General features: G+C 39.2%; 21 protein-coding genes. 14 read left to right on the top strand and 7 right to left on the bottom strand.

The genetic code is table 11. The features are described from left to right. Positions 1 to 5: 5 nt before the first annotated feature. Positions 6 to 1,259 carry a helix-turn-helix domain-containing protein gene (locus QH639_RS14480; RefSeq protein ID WP_237900244.1) on the bottom strand — a complete coding sequence of 418 codons (1,254 nt, stop codon included), beginning with the start codon at positions 1,257 to 1,259 and terminating at the stop codon, positions 6 to 8. A 121-nt stretch (positions 1,260 to 1,380) separates the two neighbouring features. On the opposite strand from QH639_RS14480, the gene QH639_RS14485 reads away from it, so the two are divergent. Beyond that, positions 1,381 to 2,676 (top strand): MFS transporter, encoded by a 1,296-nt coding sequence (locus tag QH639_RS14485; RefSeq protein ID WP_281114713.1) that lies wholly within the window; start codon positions 1,381 to 1,383, stop codon positions 2,674 to 2,676. A gap of 744 nt (positions 2,677 to 3,420) precedes the next feature. Here the strand turns inward: QH639_RS14485 and QH639_RS14490 are convergent. The 4 genes from QH639_RS14490 to QH639_RS14505 form a co-directional block, all read right to left on the bottom strand. After that, positions 3,421 to 4,137 (bottom strand): LutC/YkgG family protein, encoded by a 717-nt coding sequence (locus QH639_RS14490; RefSeq protein WP_237900247.1) that lies wholly within the window; start codon positions 4,135 to 4,137, stop codon positions 3,421 to 3,423. Then, entirely contained in the window at positions 4,137 to 5,564 is a 1,428-nt protein-coding gene (locus tag QH639_RS14495; protein ID WP_237900249.1) for a LutB/LldF family L-lactate oxidation iron-sulfur protein, read from the bottom strand. The genes QH639_RS14490 and QH639_RS14495 overlap by 1 nt, the downstream gene beginning before the upstream one ends. A gap of 15 nt (positions 5,565 to 5,579) precedes the next feature. Beyond that, positions 5,580 to 6,296 carry a (Fe-S)-binding protein gene (locus QH639_RS14500; RefSeq protein ID WP_281114714.1) on the bottom strand — a complete coding sequence of 239 codons (717 nt, stop codon included), beginning with the start codon at positions 6,294 to 6,296 and terminating at the stop codon, positions 5,580 to 5,582. 141 nt (positions 6,297 to 6,437) lie between these two features. After that, entirely contained in the window at positions 6,438 to 7,169 is a 732-nt protein-coding gene (locus QH639_RS14505) for a FadR/GntR family transcriptional regulator (protein ID WP_281114715.1), read from the bottom strand. A gap of 512 nt (positions 7,170 to 7,681) precedes the next feature. Between QH639_RS14505 and QH639_RS14510 the strand changes: the two genes are divergently transcribed. Genes QH639_RS14510 through QH639_RS14520 form a run of 3 tightly spaced genes read left to right on the top strand, consistent with a single transcriptional unit; the run spans position 7,682 to position 9,333 of the window. Continuing rightward, on the top strand, positions 7,682 to 8,392 hold the full coding sequence (locus tag QH639_RS14510) for a cytochrome c biogenesis CcdA family protein (RefSeq protein WP_016995208.1): 711 nt from the start codon (positions 7,682 to 7,684) through the stop codon (positions 8,390 to 8,392). Between the two features lie 34 nt (positions 8,393 to 8,426). Further along, a complete protein-coding gene (locus tag QH639_RS14515) occupies positions 8,427 to 8,813 on the top strand; it encodes a response regulator (protein ID WP_004229473.1) in 387 nt (128 codons plus the stop codon). Positions 8,814 to 8,838: 25 nt separating this feature from the next. Beyond that, positions 8,839 to 9,333, top strand: a complete 495-nt coding sequence (locus QH639_RS14520) for a CcdC family protein (protein WP_004229470.1) — start codon at positions 8,839 to 8,841, stop codon at positions 9,331 to 9,333. Positions 9,334 to 9,976: 643 nt separating this feature from the next. On the opposite strand, the gene QH639_RS14525 is transcribed toward QH639_RS14520, so the two are convergent. Further along, a complete protein-coding gene (locus tag QH639_RS14525) occupies positions 9,977 to 10,405 on the bottom strand; it encodes a DUF2621 domain-containing protein (protein WP_004229468.1) in 429 nt (142 codons plus the stop codon). A gap of 121 nt (positions 10,406 to 10,526) precedes the next feature. Here QH639_RS14525 and QH639_RS14530 point away from each other — a divergent pair, with 121 nt between their 5' ends. From QH639_RS14530 to QH639_RS14560, 7 genes are all read left to right on the top strand, one after another. After that, positions 10,527 to 10,742, top strand: coding sequence for a DUF1659 domain-containing protein (locus QH639_RS14530; RefSeq protein WP_237900254.1), 216 nt, complete (start codon positions 10,527 to 10,529; stop codon positions 10,740 to 10,742). Positions 10,743 to 10,756: 14 nt separating this feature from the next. Then, positions 10,757 to 10,981 carry a DUF2922 domain-containing protein gene (locus QH639_RS14535; RefSeq protein WP_237900256.1) on the top strand — a complete coding sequence of 75 codons (225 nt, stop codon included), beginning with the start codon at positions 10,757 to 10,759 and terminating at the stop codon, positions 10,979 to 10,981. 65 nt (positions 10,982 to 11,046) lie between these two features. Further along, the gene (locus QH639_RS14540) at positions 11,047 to 11,169 is read left to right on the top strand and encodes a YvrJ family protein (protein WP_004229459.1); all 123 of its coding nucleotides are present in this window, start codon (positions 11,047 to 11,049) and stop codon (positions 11,167 to 11,169) included. A gap of 104 nt (positions 11,170 to 11,273) precedes the next feature. Continuing rightward, positions 11,274 to 11,882 carry an SCO family protein gene (locus QH639_RS14545; RefSeq protein WP_259419120.1) on the top strand — a complete coding sequence of 203 codons (609 nt, stop codon included), beginning with the start codon at positions 11,274 to 11,276 and terminating at the stop codon, positions 11,880 to 11,882. 115 nt (positions 11,883 to 11,997) lie between these two features. After that, the gene (locus QH639_RS14550; protein WP_081011064.1) at positions 11,998 to 12,513 is read left to right on the top strand and encodes an RNA polymerase sigma factor; all 516 of its coding nucleotides are present in this window, start codon (positions 11,998 to 12,000) and stop codon (positions 12,511 to 12,513) included. Continuing rightward, entirely contained in the window at positions 12,506 to 13,387 is an 882-nt protein-coding gene (locus tag QH639_RS14555; protein WP_237900257.1) for a hypothetical protein, read from the top strand. The genes QH639_RS14550 and QH639_RS14555 overlap by 8 nt, the downstream gene beginning before the upstream one ends. Positions 13,388 to 13,450: 63 nt before the next feature. Then, positions 13,451 to 13,987, top strand: a complete 537-nt coding sequence (locus QH639_RS14560) for a DUF1572 family protein (RefSeq protein WP_237900259.1) — start codon at positions 13,451 to 13,453, stop codon at positions 13,985 to 13,987. A gap of 30 nt (positions 13,988 to 14,017) precedes the next feature. On the opposite strand, the gene QH639_RS14565 is transcribed toward QH639_RS14560, so the two are convergent. After that, the gene (locus tag QH639_RS14565; RefSeq protein WP_281114716.1) at positions 14,018 to 14,581 is read right to left on the bottom strand and encodes a delta-aminolevulinic acid dehydratase; all 564 of its coding nucleotides are present in this window, start codon (positions 14,579 to 14,581) and stop codon (positions 14,018 to 14,020) included. Between the two features lie 101 nt (positions 14,582 to 14,682). Here QH639_RS14565 and QH639_RS14570 point away from each other — a divergent pair, with 101 nt between their 5' ends. From QH639_RS14570 to QH639_RS14580, 3 genes are all read left to right on the top strand, one after another. Next, positions 14,683 to 15,501, top strand: coding sequence for a hypothetical protein (locus QH639_RS14570; protein ID WP_281114717.1), 819 nt, complete (start codon positions 14,683 to 14,685; stop codon positions 15,499 to 15,501). A 155-nt stretch (positions 15,502 to 15,656) separates the two neighbouring features. Then, positions 15,657 to 17,336, top strand: coding sequence for a methyl-accepting chemotaxis protein (locus QH639_RS14575; RefSeq protein ID WP_237900265.1), 1,680 nt, complete (start codon positions 15,657 to 15,659; stop codon positions 17,334 to 17,336). Positions 17,337 to 17,511: 175 nt separating this feature from the next. Next, positions 17,512 to 19,473, top strand: a complete 1,962-nt coding sequence (locus QH639_RS14580; RefSeq protein WP_281114718.1) for a methyl-accepting chemotaxis protein — start codon at positions 17,512 to 17,514, stop codon at positions 19,471 to 19,473. Positions 19,474 to 19,546: the final 73 nt, after the last annotated feature.

Here is a 19,546-nt window from a genome sequence, read left to right on the forward strand (position 1 = left end):
ACTAATTAAGTTATGGAATCAATCTGTGCCTTAATCGTTCGATAGACTTCCTCAATTTTTCGTTTATAGGGCAAATCCACTAAATCCAGTGAATCTGTATAGGCCATTTTTGCAATTTCATAGGCTGTTGTTAGCTCACCAAAATGTGCAAAGCAAAGGGCTTTATAGGAAAAGCATTCATTTAAGCTTAAAATATCATATGGATGATTAATATAGATCGGTCTGTGTTTATACTGTTCGAATGCAGCCTTCGCCTCCTCATATTGTCCAAGTAAATATAAGGATTTTCCTTTTTCAGCATAGTAAAAGTTTGGATCTAGCTTGTCTAAATAATCATCGTGTCTAAGCTGATAAAAACGTTCTATTTCGATCAGAGCCTGGTCATAATTATTGCTGTAATTATTATAATAATGTGCCTTCAATACAAAAATAAAAGCATCAACCTCAACACGTTCAGCAAATGCCTGATATTGCTCCAGTTTCATAAACATATGATTGGTTTGTTCAAAATCACGATCAATCATGGCACAATAGGCACCAATTCTGTACATATTATCAATCTGATAGAACAGTTGGTTTTTATGAGCATTGGCAATCGTCTCTTGAATTAATTTTTTCCCTTCCTCATGCTCACCAATTGCAAGTTGGAAAATACTTGTATAATAAGTCATTAATAAGGCATCACGAGAATCGAGCTGATAGTCTTCTTGTTCGATAATTTCCTTTGCCTGTAAGATACAATCGTACGCCACTGTATATTGACGTTTTGCTGCTAAAATAGCCATCTCTAGGATAAAGGTTTTGAACCAATGGCTAAGTAAATTAATTTCCTTAAAAATAGTGCGGGCTTGCTGAAGCGGGACTTCCCATGTTGTTAATCCAGCTTCATACTGGGCATCTGCGTAAATATACAATAAACGGCCAGCTTCATAACTTTGAGGCAAGCCCTCCACAGACGGCTTAATTAAATCGACAATTTCTTGATGATGATGAGCATCACCACGTTTTACTTCTGCAAATAAACTTTCCACCTGCTCCAATAACTGGCGTATGGAGGATGGGGTTACTTCTTCCAGTAATGCACTAGCTTTTACACCTAAACGTTCAGCAATATAGTCAAGGCTTTCCATAGAAGGTTTAGCCTTATCATTTTCTATTTGGCTTAACATTCCTTTAGTTAGACGATCACCGGCAAGTGCCTCTAATGTTAATTTTTGTTCTTTCCTTAATTTGCGAATTCGTGTGCCTAAAGAGTCCACTGCCTCGCCTCCTTTTGTTTAATTATATTAAACTTTTGCTTGCGTGAAAAGAGGGAGCTATGGTATATTTTGTTTAACCTAATTAAACTTTTTAATTTAGTTAAATAATGGAGGGGTATAGATGAAAGAAGCGGAAAAATTAAAAAAGGCGACCTATCACTTATGGATGTTCACGGCGAGTAAAATGATTGCCATGTTGGGTGCAAACGTCATGGCATTCGGTATTAGCTTGTATATTTTATCGATGACTGGGTCGGCAATGAGCTTCGCTACCAATATGATTTGTTCAGTATTACCACGCGCACTTGTAGCACCCTTAGCAGGCTATGTCGCAGATAATTTTTCAAAAAAACGCACAATATTAATAGCACAGGCAGGAACCATTTTGACAGTAGGGGGATTACTGCTTTATACAGAAACAGTAGGAATGTCTGTTTATGCTATATACATAGCTACTGTTTTTAATACTATTTGCTCAGCCTTTTCTGGTGTAACGTTTTCATCTGCTATTGCCACACTTGTCAATCCAGAGCGATTACAACGTGCGATGTCATTTAACCAAATGTCAATGTCCGTAGCTGCAATTGGAGGACCAGTCATTGGTGGTATGATGTATGGATTTTTTAATATGGATGTATTTTTAATGGTGAATATGGTGGCCTATGCGATTGCCTTTTGTTTAGAGGCAACAATGGATTTTAACCTTTATAGTACAAGAGGGGAAGATACGAAAAAAGAAAAGATGTGGGAAGGGCTGAAAAGTGGTTTTCATTATATCAAGCAACGTAACGTCATTAAGACCATTATGTGGGTAGCATTGTGGATCAACCTATTCTTTTCTGCCATCGCTGTTGGAGGAACGTACATCATTATTGAATTGCTAAAAGTAGAATCCACACACTTTGGCTTTATTGAAGCATCTGGTGCATTAGGCATGCTCTTAGCATCCCTTTATTTCGCAACAAGATCTGAAGTAAAGGTCCCTTTACGCTTTTCGAAAATCAGCTTATTACTATTGGCGGGAAGTGTTGGCTTAGCAGTCATCCCTTTAGTTACTGATTTTTCCTATATAGCTATTGTGATCTTCTATCTCATCATTTACTTTATTTTCGCAATTTTCGAAATGGGGATTAATATGCCCATCGGGGTGTATATGCAAAAAATCATTGCGGAAGAGTATCGTGGGCGTGTTTTTGGGCTAATGGAAACGATGGCGATGTCTATGATGCCGATTGGTATGGTAGTCTATGGCATGTTATATGATACATTACCAGCAACTATTATTTTACCAGTAACGAGTGTCATTATTATTATCATTTCACTTGTGATGCTGCGCTCATCTATTTTAAAAGAGGCACATCCAGAGTATTACGAAAAAGCAGCTCTACCAGAAGGGGTCGCGAACACAACAACTTAAAATAACGAGGCTGGGACAGAACTCGATTATATTGAAAAACAATAAAAATGGATATTAGCTTTTTCACTTTAAGAAGTTAAATATGCCTTCCTAAATCAAAAAAATGTTAGACTAATTATATCTTGGTCTAACATTTTTTCTTTTTGTCCCAGCCTCGTTCTTAGTGTTGAAAAACAAAACAGTCAATTGAAAGGTAGAAATGGATTTCCGTTGCAGGCTACTTGCTTTCCTGTGGGCGAGCGCCGAATCGCTTCCTCCGCTACCGCTCCGTTTAGAGTTTCGCCTGTCTCGCTATCCCACGGGAGTCAAGTAGCCTTCCACTTCAACCCACTAACTTTTTAGCAAAGGTTTTCAAATAAAGTGAAGGTCTTCACTACCCATTATGGAGGGCTTTTGACACTCATTACTTCTTCGCAATGAAATTAAGAGTCTATCCTTTCTCTAATCATACAAATAATAGGCTAATTTGATTACTACGGCTAGCTAGTATGAAAGATAAGGAAAAGCCCCTTTTGCAGAATGGTTGATTGGAGTGGAGCCAGCGTCACTCCTAGGGGATTGAGCGTCACAGAGGAGACCCTGGAGCGAACGGAAGTGAGTGAAGCGGCTCATCGGACGCCCCCTGGAAAGGACGCTGGCGGAACGGAAATCAACCCCTCACCTTGCAAAGTTGCTTTTTCTGCTGTTGACATCATCTTTTTCAACAACATGAACAGGCATGCAGTGAAATGCATGCCTGTTCTTTTACTGATCCTCAATGACAATATAGGTTGCTTGAATAGGGCCATGGACACCAACGATAAGAATCATTTCGATATCGGCTGAGTTACTTGGTCCCGTAACAAAGTTGATACAGGAAGCAATTTTTTCACCCTGACGGATTTTTTCACTAATCCAACGAGCTGCCTGTGTCATACGAGGCACAATTGTACTTTTAGGAATGATAATGATTGATTTTTCGGGTAAAAAGCTAATGCTCCTCCCTCTATCTTTGCTACTAAAAAGCACGGCAGTTCCCGATTCTGCTAACGTCATTTCACTAATTGTCACACCGATATTTGCTTTTTCAGCTTGACGGATATTTTCCTCAGGTTGCTGTGAATCCCATTCATAAAGCTGAATATTGGCTCGTGGCCATTGTTCGTTCATAAGTGCGGATAATCCGTAGTCCTGGAACCGTTTATCCTTCCATGTAATAACAGACTGACCTCCATACTTGTCAACAACGTCCTGTAAATCCTCTGGAAGTGTGGCAGTATTAGAAATGACAATATTGGTATGGATGTTGGCACACTGCTTGATTAATATTTCCACCAATTCATCCTTTGTCGCATCTTTGAGCACACGATCTTGTGGCTGATACTGCCAAGTTGGTCGTGGTAGTTCTGTCTTAGGCGAACGTCCGAGCTGCTTCGCAATATTTGCTAAAAAGGTTTCTCGACGCTGAATCATACCAGTCATTATTGCCCGCCTCCTTTTGTACGATGTCTCATCCAGTCTCTAAAGCTGTCTTTACTTGGTGCAGGGAAATCCCTTGCCTCAGTCCATGCTTTTAATGGGCCTGGCCCTTTAGAAATAGTCTTGTTTTTAGTAAATGGAGACATGGCAGGTGCAGCCATTTTTGTCGCCATTTTATATAGGGTAGGGGAGGAAGCCCCTAGACCAAATGCCTTCATTAAAAGCTTTTCAGAGATAGGTGCCTTGCCCTCATTTTCAACAATGACCTGACGATGGCGATGAATGAGCTGATGTAATGGAATTTTAACAGGGCATGCATCTGTACAAGCACCGCACAATGTAGAAGCGTAGGGCAGTTCTTTAAAATCATCGTAGCCTCCTAAAAGTGGAGAAAGCACAACACCTACAGGTCCAGAGTAGATAGAGCCATACGTATGCCCACCAACATGACGATAGACAGGGCAAGCATTGACACAGGCAGCACAGCGAATGCATTGTAAAATAGGCTGGAATTCACTACCTAAAATAGCCGAGCGTCCATTATCAACAATAACTAAATGAAATTCCTCTGGTCCATCCGTATCCTCTTCGTCCTTTACGCCTGTTAACGTTGTAATATAGCTCGTTAGCTTTTGACCGACAGCACTTCTTGTTAATAAACTAACAAGGACCTCCATTTCTTCAAATGTAGGAACTATTCTTTCCATTCCCATAACTGTGATTTGTGTTTTTGGTAGCGCTGTTACTAAATCAGCATTGCCCTCATTCGTAACGAGTGTAATCGATCCACTTTCAGCAATAGCAAAATTACAGCCTGTAATACCAATATCGGCTGTTAAATATTCCTGTCTTAATTTTTCACGTACATAAAGGGCAAGTTCCTCTGGTTTTTCTGTTTGACTGTAGCCTTGTTTTTCCTTAAAAACATCTCGAATTTGCTCCTTATTTTTATGCAAGGCTGGCGCAACAATATGCGAAGGGGGCTCGTGATCTGCCACCTGCAAAATATATTCACCTAGGTCTGTCTCAATCACTTCACAACCAAGCGCTTCTAAAGCTGTATTTAAGTTAATTTCTTCTGTTACCATTGATTTGGATTTCACAATTTTTGCCGCATTTTTCTTTTTAGCAATGCTTTGAATATAGTCGGTTGCTTCCTGTGAAGTTTGCGCAAAGAACACATGCCCACCTCGTTTGGCAACATTTTCACTTAATTGATAAAGGTAATAATCAAGATTTGCTAAAACATGCTTACGAATTTCCTCTCCATGAGAACGCCATTCTTCCCAATGTCCTAATTCTTCTGCTTGTTGAAGGCGACGTGTTTGAAAACGTTCTTGGGCACTCGAAACCGCACGACGCATAAACTGATTATCTAGCTCTTTCGTGACACGTTGTTGAAACCGATCATCACTTGTTTTCATGGCCATGTTTATTTCCCCCTTTTATCGGCAATTTAACACTTCTGCAATATGCATCACTTTAATTGGCTTACCCTGACGTTGAATGCGGCCACCGATATTCAATAAGCAGCCTGCGTCAGCTCCTATCAAAATGTCAGCGCCTGTTTCTTCCACATTCAGTACTTTTTCATGGACCATTTCTCCAGAAATATTGCCCATTTTAACAGAAAATGTACCACCAAATCCGCAGCATCGATCCTTACCAGGGAGATCCACATAATGCAAGCCCTTGACGTTCTTTAATAATCGGAAGGGTGCCTCTGTTACACCAAGTAATCTTGTCATATGGCATGACGTATGATAAGTAGCTTTACCTTTTAGATACGCTCCAACATCTTCTATCTTTAATACGTTGACAATAAATTCTGTGAATTCATAGGTTTTAGCTGCTAATGCTTGCGCTTTTGGCTCCCATATGGGGTCTCCTTTAAAAACTTCTGGATATTCCTTCAACATATAAGCGCAGGAACCAGAGGGAGAGACTACATATTCAGCTTGCTCAAAGGCTGTGATCATTTTTTTCATCGCATTTTTCGATTCTTCGACATAGCCGCTATTGTAAGCAGGCTGTCCACAGCAAATTTGATCCTCTGGAAAGTCGATGTCACAGCCAAGTCTTTCTAATACTTCAACAACTGCTTTTCCCACATCCCCTTGAAACATATCCACTAAGCAAGTGGCGAATAGTGTGACTTTCATATTTCATCGCTCCTTTTGTAAACAACTGGTCATCAGATGACTTGTCAATAATTTAATCTTACAACAAATTTGAAAAAGTGAAAACGTTTTTTAATGAATTTTCAGAAAAGAAAAACTACCTAGCTTTGTACTAGGTAGTTTTTAGTGTGAATTGGATTCTGTTGTTTCGAAATATTGTAATAGCACTTTTTCAACGTTGCTTAAATGAGATGCCATTGCATGTTTGGCTAGCTCTTCGTTTTGCTGTTTAATCGCGAGGAAAATCTGCATATGTTCATCATATAATTGTTCGCTCGTTGTTTTTTGTGAATACAACCAAATTCGCCGTGTCTCTTTCATCGTTTCGATCATTAAACCAGAAATTTGATCTAAAATTATAGTGAGTAGGGGGTTTTGAGAGGCATTGGCAATAGCTGCATGAAATTGATAATCTGCTTTTTCACCAAGCTCGCCATCACCATGTGCCTGCTTCATATCCTCTAAAATTTGTACCATTGCCTGAATATCCTGATCTGTACGTTGGAGGGCTGCACGTCCTGCTGCTCCCACTTCAATAATTTTGCGCACTTCTAGTAAATGAGCAATATCCTGTCTATTCGTTAACATAGCGGTGGATAAAGGAAAGTCAAGCTGATGGGCTGGCACACTTTTGACAAACGTTCCAGAGCCTTGTTTGATTTCAATCAATCCCATTGCTTTTAATGCAGATAATGCCTCCCGTACAGCGGAACGACTCACTTGTAATTGCTCCGCAAGCTGCTCAACTGAGTCAAGCCGATCACCTGGCTTTAGGACACCAGCTCGAATTTTTTCATGCAAGATTTCGGATACTTCTTCATAGATCTTTTTTGGTCTAATCTTTCTTAATTCCAAGGGCTACACCTCTTTTTTTCGCTCATTTGCTATCATCATTATACATGAAAATAAGTCATTTACTCATGGTTTACCATGAACACTTTGTGTAGAGTAGGGTACTGTCGAAATTTGAGGAAATAATACTGAATCATATAAACCTATAATAAGGTCATCTGATGACTTTATATCCAGATGATTTAAACAATGAGTATAAAATAAATAGTTTCTTACGATAACATGGGCGTGATAGTGTCTAAGAAAAACAGAAGCTTCTTTCAACATTAATGACAAGTAATCGACACTGTCAAGAAAAAGGTAGAAAAATTAGCTATTCTCTTTTTGAAAAAGGGGGAAGATTGGCGGATTTTGTTGACAGAAAATCAACAGGAGCGCATAATGCAGAAGTAGCTTGGTGGGACTTCTCAAAAATCTCATCATTTTGCCATGAAACGTTCACAAACTAGAAGGGCGCTTTTTATTTTGTTTTTTGGTACGATGGATGCAGTAACTGTAAGGAGCGAATAAAAAATATGGGATCTGATATTAACGTATTTTTAGCTTTTGGTGCAGGGTTCTTAAGTTTTATTTCACCATGTACTCTTCCACTATATCCAGCATTTTTATCGTACATAACGGGTATGACATTAGATGAGCTAAAATCAGAAAAAGGTATGCTACAAAAACGTGCCATTTTCCACACACTATTCTTTTTACTAGGCTTTTCCATTATCTTTATCATTATTGGACTAAGTGCTTCATATGCAGCAGAATTCTTCCTGAATTATCAAACATTATTACGACAGGTTGGGGCTATTTTAATCGTCGTATTCGGTCTAATGATTGTCGGATTATTGCAGATAGACTTCTTAATGAAGGATCGAAAGTTCCAATTTAAAAATAGACCATCTGGCTATTTTGGGTCTGTCTTAATTGGTATTGCCTTTGCGGCAGGCTGGACACCATGTACAGGACCAATCCTTGCATCGATTATCATGTTAGCAAGTACAAACCCAGGTGCGGGCTTTAGCTATATGTTTGCGTATTATTTAGGATTCGCCATTCCATTCTTCGTGCTATCTTTCTTTATTTCACGAATGACTTGGATTCGTACACACAGCCAGAAAATTGTAAAAATCGGCGGTTACATCATGATTGCCGTTGGGATTTTATTATTCTTTGATGGCTTAACGTATATTACACGCGTTTTACAGCCTATTTTCGGTGGATTTACAGGGTTTTAATTTGTTAAACTAAAGAGGCATACCGAACTTTAACGTGGAGGGAGATGAACATGTGCCTACAGTTTTAGTAGTAGATGATACGCTATTTATGCGTGTTGCAATCAGTAATATGTTTACAGAATGGGGCTATGAGGTAGTCGGTAAGGCAGTAAATGGTAAGGAAGCTGTGGCGATGTATCGTGAGTTACAACCAGATTTAGTCACAATGGATGTAACGATGCCCGTTATGACAGGTATTGCAGCCGTAAAAAAAATCATCCCAGAATTTCCAGATGCAAAAATCATTATGGTAACAGCATTAGGGCAGCAAAAATTAATCGTAGAAGCGATTGAGAGTGGGGCAAAGGATTTTATTACAAAGCCTTTCGAGCCAGAACGATTAAAGGCTGTTGCTGATCAATTACTTGGACAAAATTGTTAATTAGACATTAGAGGAGGATTTTTTTATGTTAAGCAGCATCCCTTCTCACTATTATGTTATAGGGTCGACCATTATGGCCATTCTTATGGGGAGCTTTGTGATGGTCATACGAATGAGAGCTTCCAAAATGCCGACAAATGAGAAGAAAATTATTATTCCACCAATAGCGATGTCCTCTGGTGCACTGATGTTTTTATTCGAGCAATTCCGTGTACCACCAATGCAAATCTTAGAGGCGGCAGCTGTAGGAATGGTATTCTCGACAATATTAATTGCTACTTCTAAATTTGAAGTAAAGGGTCGAGATATTTATTTAAAACGTTCAAAAGCATTCGCTTTTATATTAATCGGATTGTTAATCTTCCGAGTAGTGGCGAAAATGATTTTAAGTAGCTCCATCGATGTCGGTGAATTAGCAGGTATGTTCTGGATATTAGCCTTTGCCATGTTAGTACCTTGGCGTATCGCAATGCTAATCCAGTTTAAACGCGTCAAAAAAACAATTCCAAAACTACACTAGTGCTGAAGCTAGTGTAGTTTTTTTATGCATGTAAGCGCTGGAGGAACTGGATAGCCTCATAAAAGTGGCGGATAGAGTTCAAAGCGTGGATAGAGGACCAAATGAAGAGGATAAAGCTAGCAAAGTGCAGGATAGCCTCATAAAAGTAGCGGATAGAATCTCAAAAGTAGCGGATAGAGCAGCAAAGCGCGGTTAGAAGTCCAAAAAAAGAGGATAAAGCTAGCAAAGTGCGGTTAGAAGTCCAAAAAAAGAGGATAAAGCTAGCAAAGTGCAGGATAGCCTCATAAAAGTAGCGGATAGAGCAGCAAAGCGCGGATAGGAGTCCAAAAAAAGAGGATAAAGCTAGCAAAGTGCAGGATAGCATCTTAAAAGTGGCGGATAGAATCTCAAAAGTAGCGGATAGAGCAGCAAAGCGCGGATAGGAGTCCAAAAAAAGAGGATAAAGCTTGCAAAGTGCAGGATAGCCTCATAAAAGTAGCGGATAAAATCTCAAAAGTAGCGGATAGAGCAGCAAAGCGCGGATAGGAGTCTAAATAAAGAGATAAAGCTAGCAAAGTGGAGGATAGCTTCTTAAAAACACAGGTTAGGACAATAATCCCATAGCTAAGTAAAAACGCTGCACAAAGATTTGTGCAGCGTTTACTCATTCGAATAGATGTTCATAGGGGGAGATGTCAATTTGCATTTGCTCTAATTTTTTGCGTAAAAATTTGTGATCGCGTTTTGGTGTTGCTTGGATATAGCCGCGAATAATGAGGTCATTGTTAATGGCAGCTGCTTTTTCTTCTAATGCGAGCTCGCCAATTTTTCCTGCAATTTTTTCCTTCGCCACTTGTCTAAAAAGCTCAGGGACGGGGCTTACGAGTTCATAGAGTAATTCTTTTTCAGCTTGTCCCCACAAGTGAACGGTTTTATCTAAATAATATTCTTGCCAATCTAAATCTGATTTTCCATCCTGCTTTGGGAGTGCCTTTAAAAATTTGCGGAACATGAAGAATCCGCCAATAGCCATCAATGAAATGAGGACGACAACCCAAAATAAAATAAACCATAAAAACCAACCTTGTAACAAATCGTTCACCTCTTTGCCTTCTCTCACTCTATTATAAAAGCTTCCGAAAAAAAATTCATCCTTAATGTCCCTTTTTTAGCAATTCGCCTTTATATAGTGTGCAGAAGGGAGGTGATGCTACATGGCTAATGTTAACTTTGTAAATGCTACACTGCGTCTCAAGTATGTGGATGGCTATGATGAGAACAATGAGCCTACGTTCACCACGAAATCGTATCGAAATATTAACAACACACATAGCGCGGACGATTTGTTAGCTGTTGCTTATGCTATTGCTAGTCTTTCATCACTGTCACTGGCTGGCATTGCGAAACAGGAAACACACGATTTATCTTAAGGAGGGATCACAGAATGACACAAGTTCTAGAATTGCAATTTGCCACAACTGATGGGAAAACGACAACCCTTTCGATTGATGCACCGAAGCCGAATATCACGGTGACTGACATTCAGCAGGCAATGACAACGATTATGGCTAAAAATGTTTTTACTGGGCAAAGTGGTGCACTGTCAGCCATCAAGGGAGCTCGTATTGTAGATCGTCAAGTCACAGAATTTGAAGTAGTAACAGAATAATTCAACAATGGTCTTTGCTACGAGAAGTGCAAAGACCATTTTTAACATGAGAGAGGAGGAGAAGGATGGAACAGTGGTTAAACATGATATCCGATATCGGTTTTCCGATTTTAGTGTCATTTTATTTATTACACCGCGTCGAAGTAAAGCTTGATGCGATTCATGCTGCACTCGTTTCATTAAAATGAAATGGATTTCACAAAGATGTACGAAAGCTGTCACTTAGAAGTTCTTGTCAACGCTTACAACCTACGTTAGGATGGGGATAGTGTAGGTTAGGGAGAGTGTTGACATGAAACGTAAATTAATAGGGCTAGTGCTGCTGTTAGCCTGTGCATCTGTGTTAGGCGCATGTGGAAACTCAAAATTTAAAGCAGATTATAGTCTAGAAATACCCAATTTTGAACATGTTAATCAACGTGGTGAAACGGTTTCGCTTGAAAGCTTAAAAGGTAAGCCTTGGATTGGTATGTATATTTTCACAAACTGTGTGTCCATCTGCCCGCCCATGTCATTAAACATGGCACAAGTCCAAGAAAAGCTTCAGAAAAAAGGAGTAGAGGACTATAACATCGTTGCCTTTTCAGTAGATCCAGATGTTGATCAACCAGATGTGTTAGCGGATTATCTTAGTAAATACAATGTTCCAGATGAATCTAAATGGAACCTTCTTACAGGGTATTCACAGAAATATATCGAACAATTTGCGGTGAAAAATACAAAGATTTTAGTGAAAAACGACCCTAACAGTGACCAAGTCATTCATGGCAATCAATTTTTCTTAGTCGATAAAGATGGTGTCCTCGTCAAAATGTATAATGGTTATGCTGAAAACATTGAAGATGTACCGATTGATACGATAGCTTCTGATATCGAAACATATATTGATGAAAATTTATAAAGTAACAGTAAACCGTCTCAAATGGTTGAGGCGGTTTTTTTATGTATTTTTCTATCTGGAAAAATAATCTTTTTCTGGTTGTGAGTCGTTTATAGTGTAGAAGGAGGATGATGGCGTGTCAGATCATGAAAATTTCGAGCAGTTAATGGCTATACATACGGAGCAATTGTTTCGAATTGCTTATTACTATACAAAGGATTTACAAATAGCCGAGGATATTGTACAGGATGTGTTTATTAAGTTCTATCATCAAAAACAATATGAGGAACGAGGAGAGATGAAGGCATACTTAGCCCGCATGACAATCAATAAATGCAAAGATTATTTAAAAAGCTGGGCATACAGAAAAATAACATTTCAGCATAAATTTTTTACCAAACAAAAATCAACATTGCCGGACACTCTGATTCGTCAAGATGAACAAGCGCTGTTAGATGATGCCATTTTAAGCTTACCTCTCAAACCACGAGAAGCAATTGTCTATTTTTACTTGGAGGAGATGACGATTAAAGAGATTGCGGAGCTACTTGCGATTCCTGAAGGTACTGTGAAATCACGTTTAAAGAAAGGAAAGGAGCTATTAAAAATAGAGTTACAACATATTGAATGGGAGGTGCTTTTCCATGGATAAGCATACAATGCAGGTACTACAAGATGTTTCAGCATATAAGGAAGCCATTATTCATAAGGTTCGACAACAAATTCAGCAAGAGCCTGTTATGCCCAAGCCAAGATGGACATATCGTGCCGTTACGATAATGATTACCTGCTCTATTTTATTATTCATTGCATGGCAAGCAGCAAAACCGATGGGCGAGTTAGCTACACAGGATGAAGGAGAAACACCTACATTCACGGATTTATTTCAAACAGAAGTGGAGGGAAAAGGTACAGCATACAGTAATTTTCTTCCACTTGCTAATTATTTAAGTCAGGCAAAACATATCCAATATTATGCACCACTTCAAGGTTTAGAGGCGATGCAATCAGTAGCAACATCACTGGAGGATGTCGTTCATCTCACTGATCCTGAAAATTTACCATTTCAACCAAATATACATGAGGTCTATGCGGTATCAGCAAAAATGGAGGATGGTAGTAAACAAAAGCAATTTCAATTTAGCTATAAAGAAAAATCCTCCACTGGGGTGGATTTACAATTTATTAATTTTACCGTGACAAATGTAAAGTATAATCCCTTAGCGAGCTATGTGAAGTCTAAAAATATGGAAGAAACTTTAGGGATGAAAGTTTCGAATATAGGCTTAAATTTTATGAATCCCCTGTTTTATCGGGAGATGTCACCAGAACGAGGGTATGTATATACTTATTACAATTACGATGAGACGGATAAGCGAATCTTTCAAATGACAACTAGAGCCAATGAGTTTTATTCTTACTATAACGGCTATGTCTATCATATCGGGTATCAACTCGATGGAAACCCACAGGAGGTTCAAGAAAAAATGGCGATCCTTGCAAGAGAATTTATTCTTGGTGAATAAGTCATGAGACATTTCAATTGAGCTATAATAGAATGATAGAAAAGAGGGGATGGAGGTTCGACTATGACAATTGCACAAACCTATTTACAAGTTGTCCAGAAAAGATTTCAAAGTGTGAAAGAGCTAGGGGATAAAACGCTTGCCCAAATGGAAGAGGCACAATTGCACTGGGCATACAATGAAGAATCCAATAGTATTGCAGTGATTGTAAAGCATGTAAGTGGTAATATGATTTCCCGCTGGACAGATTTTTTATCGACAGATGGAGAAAAGCCAACGAGAAATCGGGATGATGAGTTTGAGGATAGTCTTCACACCAAAGAGGCAATCATCTCCGCTTGGGACAAGGGGTGGCAAGTGTTTTTAGAGGCCTTGGCAAATTTAACAGAATCCGATTTACAGGGGCATGTCACGATTAGAGGGGAGCGGCTAGCGGTCATTGATGCCATTGAAAGACAAATGGCACACTATGCACAGCACGTCGGTCAAATCATTTATATCGCCAAACAGGTAAAAGGCTCTGATTGGCAAACACTCAGTATTCCTAAAGGACAGTCACAAGCTTTTACTGAAGCCATGCTAGACAAACATCAACGCTAAAGAAGAAAGATCGTAGCCAAGTAGTAGGTGCTACGATTTTTTTTCCGCTAAATAGAGCTTGTATAAGGCTGTTTCTAGGTCGGTTTGAGCGAGTTCAAATGCCTCCTGCTGACTTCTATGATTTGTGATTATCTCATAGAAAAAGTGAATTAGAAACATGAGATTAGCATTACCCTCAATATAATCATCAGGTGCTAGGTAGGAATGACAGCCACTCTCTAAAAAGGCTGTCGCTAGCTGCTGCCAGCCTAATGTACAGCCTGCCGCAATGACCTTGACACCCTGTAGCTGACAATAGGTTAAGACATCTTGAGGTTCAAAATAGATACTCCTTGGTTCATTTTCTTCATATACCTCTTCTCCTAGCTCAGGCAGACAAAATCGCCCCTCATCGCCGTGAAAGTTTAATAGCAAATAATCCATTTTGTGAGGAAGATCATTTCCAGATAAAATATCAATGAAATCATTTGGTCTGCCAATTAAATCGAGTGTAACGCCTGCACCAAAGGATTCCAGTGCCGCTCGAATGGCCATGGATTCAAAATCACAATCAGGACCGACTACTAAATGTACGTATAATTCTGGTCTACTCATACATCATCACCTCTATTTAAGTATAGCTGAAACTTATTAGAGTAGTAAATCGTATATGACAATAATTACTATAAATGTAAAGTGGTAAAGGAGGTGATAAAGTGCACAAGGGTGGTTATAGTTATACACTTATTCTAGGCATTGTTTTGAGTTTAAGCACACTACTACTCTTCGTTTACAATGAAAGGCAGCGTGAGGAGCTAGTGTCGCTGCATACCCCTATTCAATCGATTAAAGAGGCATGGTATTTGTCTGGAAGTAATGGCAAAGAGCAATATTTATATCCATTAAAGCAAGTATTCTACGTCGACCGCTATGAGGTGAAAGATACAGATCGCCTTCAGCAAGTTTTACAAACTAAAAAGGACCTTAGCAGTCGACCAGCCAACCATGAAGCAGTAAGTGATTTATACATACGCTTCCATAATGGCAAGGAAACGGCCATGAAAGTAATAGTCGAGGATGAACGATTCTTCCTAATGGATCAAAAAACAGGACAGTATTATGCACTGCAAGCACAAGAAGCTGAGGATTATTTTCATTTGTTAAATGAGGAAAGCAAAATGTCGTGGCTATTATTTATTGTTTATACCATTTTATTTTTTGGTCTTGTCTTTATGCTTGCAAAGAAATTAACAGCCACTAAATCTACAGAGAAAGAAAGCATGCCCTCCAATACGGAGGAAAAAAGATCACTAGCTGATTCTATTTATCCAGCCATCCTGCCCTTGGTCATTACATTCTCTTTGCAGATTTATGGGGCTCAACATAGCTTACTATTATTGAGTGCGATGATGCTGACATCAGGCATTCGAGAGTTTTTAGAAAAAAGAGGTCATTTTCTGAAAATGCTCCTGCTACTTCCGCTCTTTTGGTGTTATCTCTATGGTTTCCAAATGATTAATTCCTATTTCAACTAGTAAAATAGTGGATATTATTGTCAATAGATTAGATGCGAAATTCTCATTATTGTTAAATTTTAGCGATAGTTTAGGAGCAGAAGCATAGATTTTATAGGCTAATAGGTTTAGGTAGGCTATACTCAAGTGGATTATAGAAGAATAGAGGGAATCATATGAGACTAACTGTGGAACGGAAATTGCAATTTGCTTTTGGTATTGTCCTCATCTTTTTACTGCTTATTTCAGGAATTGCTATGTACTACCTGAATAATAATAATCACACATTAGCAGAAATCGAAGACAATACGGAATTAATCCATTTATATCAAGATATCTCGTTCCAAACCGTACGAGCGAATGCGGCTATTCGTGGGTATATGTTATATGGCAAGGAAGAAATGCTCAACAATCATCATGAAATCCGCAATACCTTACATACGTCGATTAATCGACTTCAGGAAATAGGCGATAGCAATGAGGATTTTGAAAAATTTCTATCCCAGCTTAATGACTGGGAGAAGGCTATAGATGGGCAGATTGTGCCACTTTATCAACGCGGGGATCATCAGCAAGCACAACAAATGGCTTTACCGATTTTAGGTGAGGGCTCTCAGAAATTAGTTGTTTTTGGAAAAACGATGGCAACAGCGCAGCAAGAAGATATGCTAGCACATATTGAGACGACAAAGCAAAAAGGAGAGAGAAGTGGCCTTGAAATTATGATTCTAGTGGCTATATCTCTACTTATAAGCATTATCATTGCGACACTATTCGGTAGACGGATCGCAAAAAATATTCAACAAACCGTGGTAGAAATGGATAAATTTTCGGAAGGGAATTTGCATACGCATTTACAATTTAAAACCAAGGATGAGTTTGCGCACTTAGCCGATTCCTTCAATAGTATGTCCGAAAAGCTTCGACTGATGATGAAACAGGTAGGAAACTCCTCTGAGCAAGTTGCCGCAACATCAGAACAGCTAACAGCAAGTAGCATGGAGGTTACACAGGCGACAGAGGTGGTAACAGAATCTATTCATGATATTGCACAAGGTATTGATCAGCAGGATACGTTAACAGGTGATGTGCGAAACTTATCTGCCCATATTTTGAAGAAAATGAATGATATTTCTACAAGCATACAAAGCGTGAATCAAGCAACAGTCAACACGAAAAATATGGCACAAACAGGTCGTTCTTCTGTACATGATGTAACAGTGCAAATGAATGAAATCTCTACTAACACAAGTGAGCTAAATACACGTGTGCAAGATTTAGATGACAATACAGCGGCGATTGTATCAGCAGTAAATGTCATTAAGAGTATAGCGACACAGACCAATTTACTAGCAATCAATGCCTCCATTGAAGCCGCAAGGAGCGGGGAGCATGGGAAAGGCTTTGCGGTAGTGGCAGAGGAAGTCCGCAAGCTAGCAGATGAGTCAAATCTTGCTGCAGTCGATATTGAAAAAGTAGTGGCACAAATTACAGATAGCACGAGGATTATCGAGGAAGATATGGTAAATAGTAATGATTCTGTCCATGTAGGTCGTGAAAAGGTTAATGTGGCAAGGGATAATTTTATACAAATTGATGATGCCATTAATGATGTACAAGCACAGACCGAGCTTGTTACGGCAGCCATTCAAACAATCCATCAAGATATTGAAAAGTTAGTGCAAGAAATCGACTATATTAGTGAAGTGTCGAGTAAATCAAGCCATCATGTGCAAAGTGTTGCAGCCTCTTCCGAGGAACAAAATGCAGCGATGGAGGAGGTAGCAGCAGCCTCAACCCATCTAGCAAAGATGGCTATAGACCTGCAAGAATCTATTCAGTCGTTTAAATACTAAATCCAACTTACCCCTGTCCAGGTACAGGGGTTTTTATTTGTCGGTAAAGCCTGAATAGTATGAAAATCGTAAAAATGTTAGAAATAGTTTTTTTCGTCCGATAAAAGCTTTGGGAGAAATGGTAAGGAGATAAAGAGAGGGAGAGGTTTTAAAAAAATCAAAAGGAGATTGATATATGAAGAAACTATTTAGCAGTTTTAAGGGCAAGCTTTATACGCTATTTGCGCTAGTATTACTTATCCCTGTCATATCTGTGGGGAGTTTGTCTTATTTATCTGCAAAAGACTCGATTGAAGAAGAAATTTTATTTAGTGCCAATGAAAGTGTAGGCATTTTAAATAAGCTCATTGACAAAACGATTAGTGAGAAAATGAGTGACATCAATGTATTTAGCAGTGAAATAGATGAGGGCCAATATGAAGAAGCACAAGCATCGATTGTGGCTAAATTTCAGCAATATACAAAGCTTAATGCAGATGTATTGAGTGTTTATATTGGCATGAATGACGGTCGATTTACACAGGAGCCAAAATTGAATGGTGCAGACTATAATCCATTAGATCGAGATTGGTATAAAGAGGCGACAGCTTTAAAAGGAGAAACCCTGATCACCAACCCTTACAAGGATGCGGGGACGGGTGATATGGTGGTAACAGTTGCTAAGCAGACGAAGGATCATGCTGGAGTTGTGGCAATTGATATAAAATTAACCGATCTTCAAAAAATTGCTGATTCAATTCGAATCGGAAAAAATGGGTATCCTTCTATTTTTGGAAAAGACAAGATGGTCATTTCACATCCTACACTTGAAGCAGGAGGGGAGCTGAAAGAAAGCTTCCTTGATAAAATGTACGAAAGTCCATCAGGTACGTATGAATATGTCTTTAATGGTGATGATCGTCTTTTATTCTATACGACAAATGAACTGACAAATTGGAAAATAACAGGAACGATTTTTGCTGAAGAAATTGATGAGTCTGCTTCCTCGATTTTATACCATACGATTCTAGTCCTCATAGCAGCAATTATCATCAGTTCTATCATTTTTTATTTTGTAATGAGGGCTGTCATTAAACCAATTAAAGCCTTAAAGGATAGTGCGGTTACGATCAGCAAAGGGGATCTCACGGAAATGGTAACCATTACGTCAAAAGATGAGATTGGCCAATTAGGACAAGCCTTTAATGATATGCAAGAAAGCTTACGGACACTAATTCAAAAAATTGAACAAAATGCAGAGGAGGTTGCTTCTTCAGCAGAAGAGCTAACTGCCAATGCCAATCAGACAAGCATTGCAACAGAAAAAGTGGCGATTTCCATTCAGGATGTTGCAACAAGTGCTGATTCTCAAACGATTAGTGCCAATAAATATGCAGCTTCTTTACATGAGCTTTCTACTGCCATTCTGCATATTGCTGAAATCTCCTCCGCTGTGACGGACCTTTCACAGCATGCGACATTACAGGCGGATGAAGGCGGACAAGCTGTTCAAAATACAAAGAATCAAATGCAATCCATTCATTTATCCGTAGCAGACTCCAATGCGAAAATCCAGACATTGCATGAACGCTCTCAGCAAATTACATCCATTTTAGATGTGATTACAAGCATTGCAGATCAAACAAATTTACTAGCTTTAAATGCAGCTATCGAAGCAGCGAGAGCAGGAGAGCATGGGAAAGGCTTTGCAGTCGTGGCAGACGAAGTGCGTAAGCTTGCAGAGCAATCACAGGAATCAGCGAAACAAATATTTGAGCTTATCCGAGGGATTCAGCAAGAAACGGAGCAATCTGTCAGTATTATGGCGAAGGTTACAGAGGATGTGCAAAGTGGATTGCATATTTCCGATGAAGCCATTGCAAAATTCCAAGTCATTATGACAAGTATGAATGAAATTACCCCTAAAATGGAGGAGGTCTCTTCAGCCTCTGAACAGATGTCTGCAGGTGTTCAAGAGGTAGCAGCAGTAACCGAAGATTTGGCATTCTCTGCAAAAGGCAATGCAGCGGCGTCTGAGGATGTCGCAGCATCAACAGAGGAGCAATTAGCCTCAATGGAGGAAATCAATGCCTCTGCGCAAGCACTCGCACATATGGCGGATGAATTAAAGCTACTGATTAGTCAGTTTAAATATTAAAGCACAACGCCACTCCATAATTTGGGGTGGCGTTAAGTTTTGATAAATGCTGTACTAGTAGAGCAGAACAACC

It is taken from the genome of Lysinibacillus sp. 1 U-2021, from assembly GCF_029916965.1.
GTDB lineage: Bacteria > Bacillota > Bacilli > Bacillales_A > Planococcaceae > Lysinibacillus > Lysinibacillus capsici.

Excerpts from the sequence above, each read along its gene's own strand:
- QH639_RS14485 (WP_281114713.1), top strand. The coding sequence starts at position 1,381 with ATGAAAGAAGCGGAAAAATTAAAAAAGGCGACCTATCACTTATGGATG.
- QH639_RS14490 (WP_237900247.1), bottom strand. The coding sequence starts at position 4,137 with ATGACTGGTATGATTCAGCGTCGAGAAACCTTTTTAGCAAATATTGCG.
- QH639_RS14495 (WP_237900249.1), bottom strand. The coding sequence starts at position 5,564 with ATGGCCATGAAAACAAGTGATGATCGGTTTCAACAACGTGTCACGAAA.
- QH639_RS14500 (WP_281114714.1), bottom strand. The coding sequence starts at position 6,296 with ATGAAAGTCACACTATTCGCCACTTGCTTAGTGGATATGTTTCAAGGG.
- QH639_RS14510 (WP_016995208.1), top strand. The coding sequence starts at position 7,682 with ATGGGATCTGATATTAACGTATTTTTAGCTTTTGGTGCAGGGTTCTTA.
- QH639_RS14520 (WP_004229470.1), top strand. The coding sequence starts at position 8,839 with ATGTTAAGCAGCATCCCTTCTCACTATTATGTTATAGGGTCGACCATT.
- QH639_RS14530 (WP_237900254.1), top strand. The coding sequence starts at position 10,527 with ATGGCTAATGTTAACTTTGTAAATGCTACACTGCGTCTCAAGTATGTG.
- QH639_RS14535 (WP_237900256.1), top strand. The coding sequence starts at position 10,757 with ATGACACAAGTTCTAGAATTGCAATTTGCCACAACTGATGGGAAAACG.
- QH639_RS14540 (WP_004229459.1), top strand. The coding sequence starts at position 11,047 with ATGGAACAGTGGTTAAACATGATATCCGATATCGGTTTTCCGATTTTA.
- QH639_RS14545 (WP_259419120.1), top strand. The coding sequence starts at position 11,274 with ATGAAACGTAAATTAATAGGGCTAGTGCTGCTGTTAGCCTGTGCATCT.
- QH639_RS14555 (WP_237900257.1), top strand. The coding sequence starts at position 12,506 with ATGGATAAGCATACAATGCAGGTACTACAAGATGTTTCAGCATATAAG.
- QH639_RS14560 (WP_237900259.1), top strand. The coding sequence starts at position 13,451 with ATGACAATTGCACAAACCTATTTACAAGTTGTCCAGAAAAGATTTCAA.
- QH639_RS14565 (WP_281114716.1), bottom strand. The coding sequence starts at position 14,581 with ATGAGTAGACCAGAATTATACGTACATTTAGTAGTCGGTCCTGATTGT.
- QH639_RS14575 (WP_237900265.1), top strand. The coding sequence starts at position 15,657 with ATGAGACTAACTGTGGAACGGAAATTGCAATTTGCTTTTGGTATTGTC.
- QH639_RS14580 (WP_281114718.1), top strand. The coding sequence starts at position 17,512 with ATGAAGAAACTATTTAGCAGTTTTAAGGGCAAGCTTTATACGCTATTT.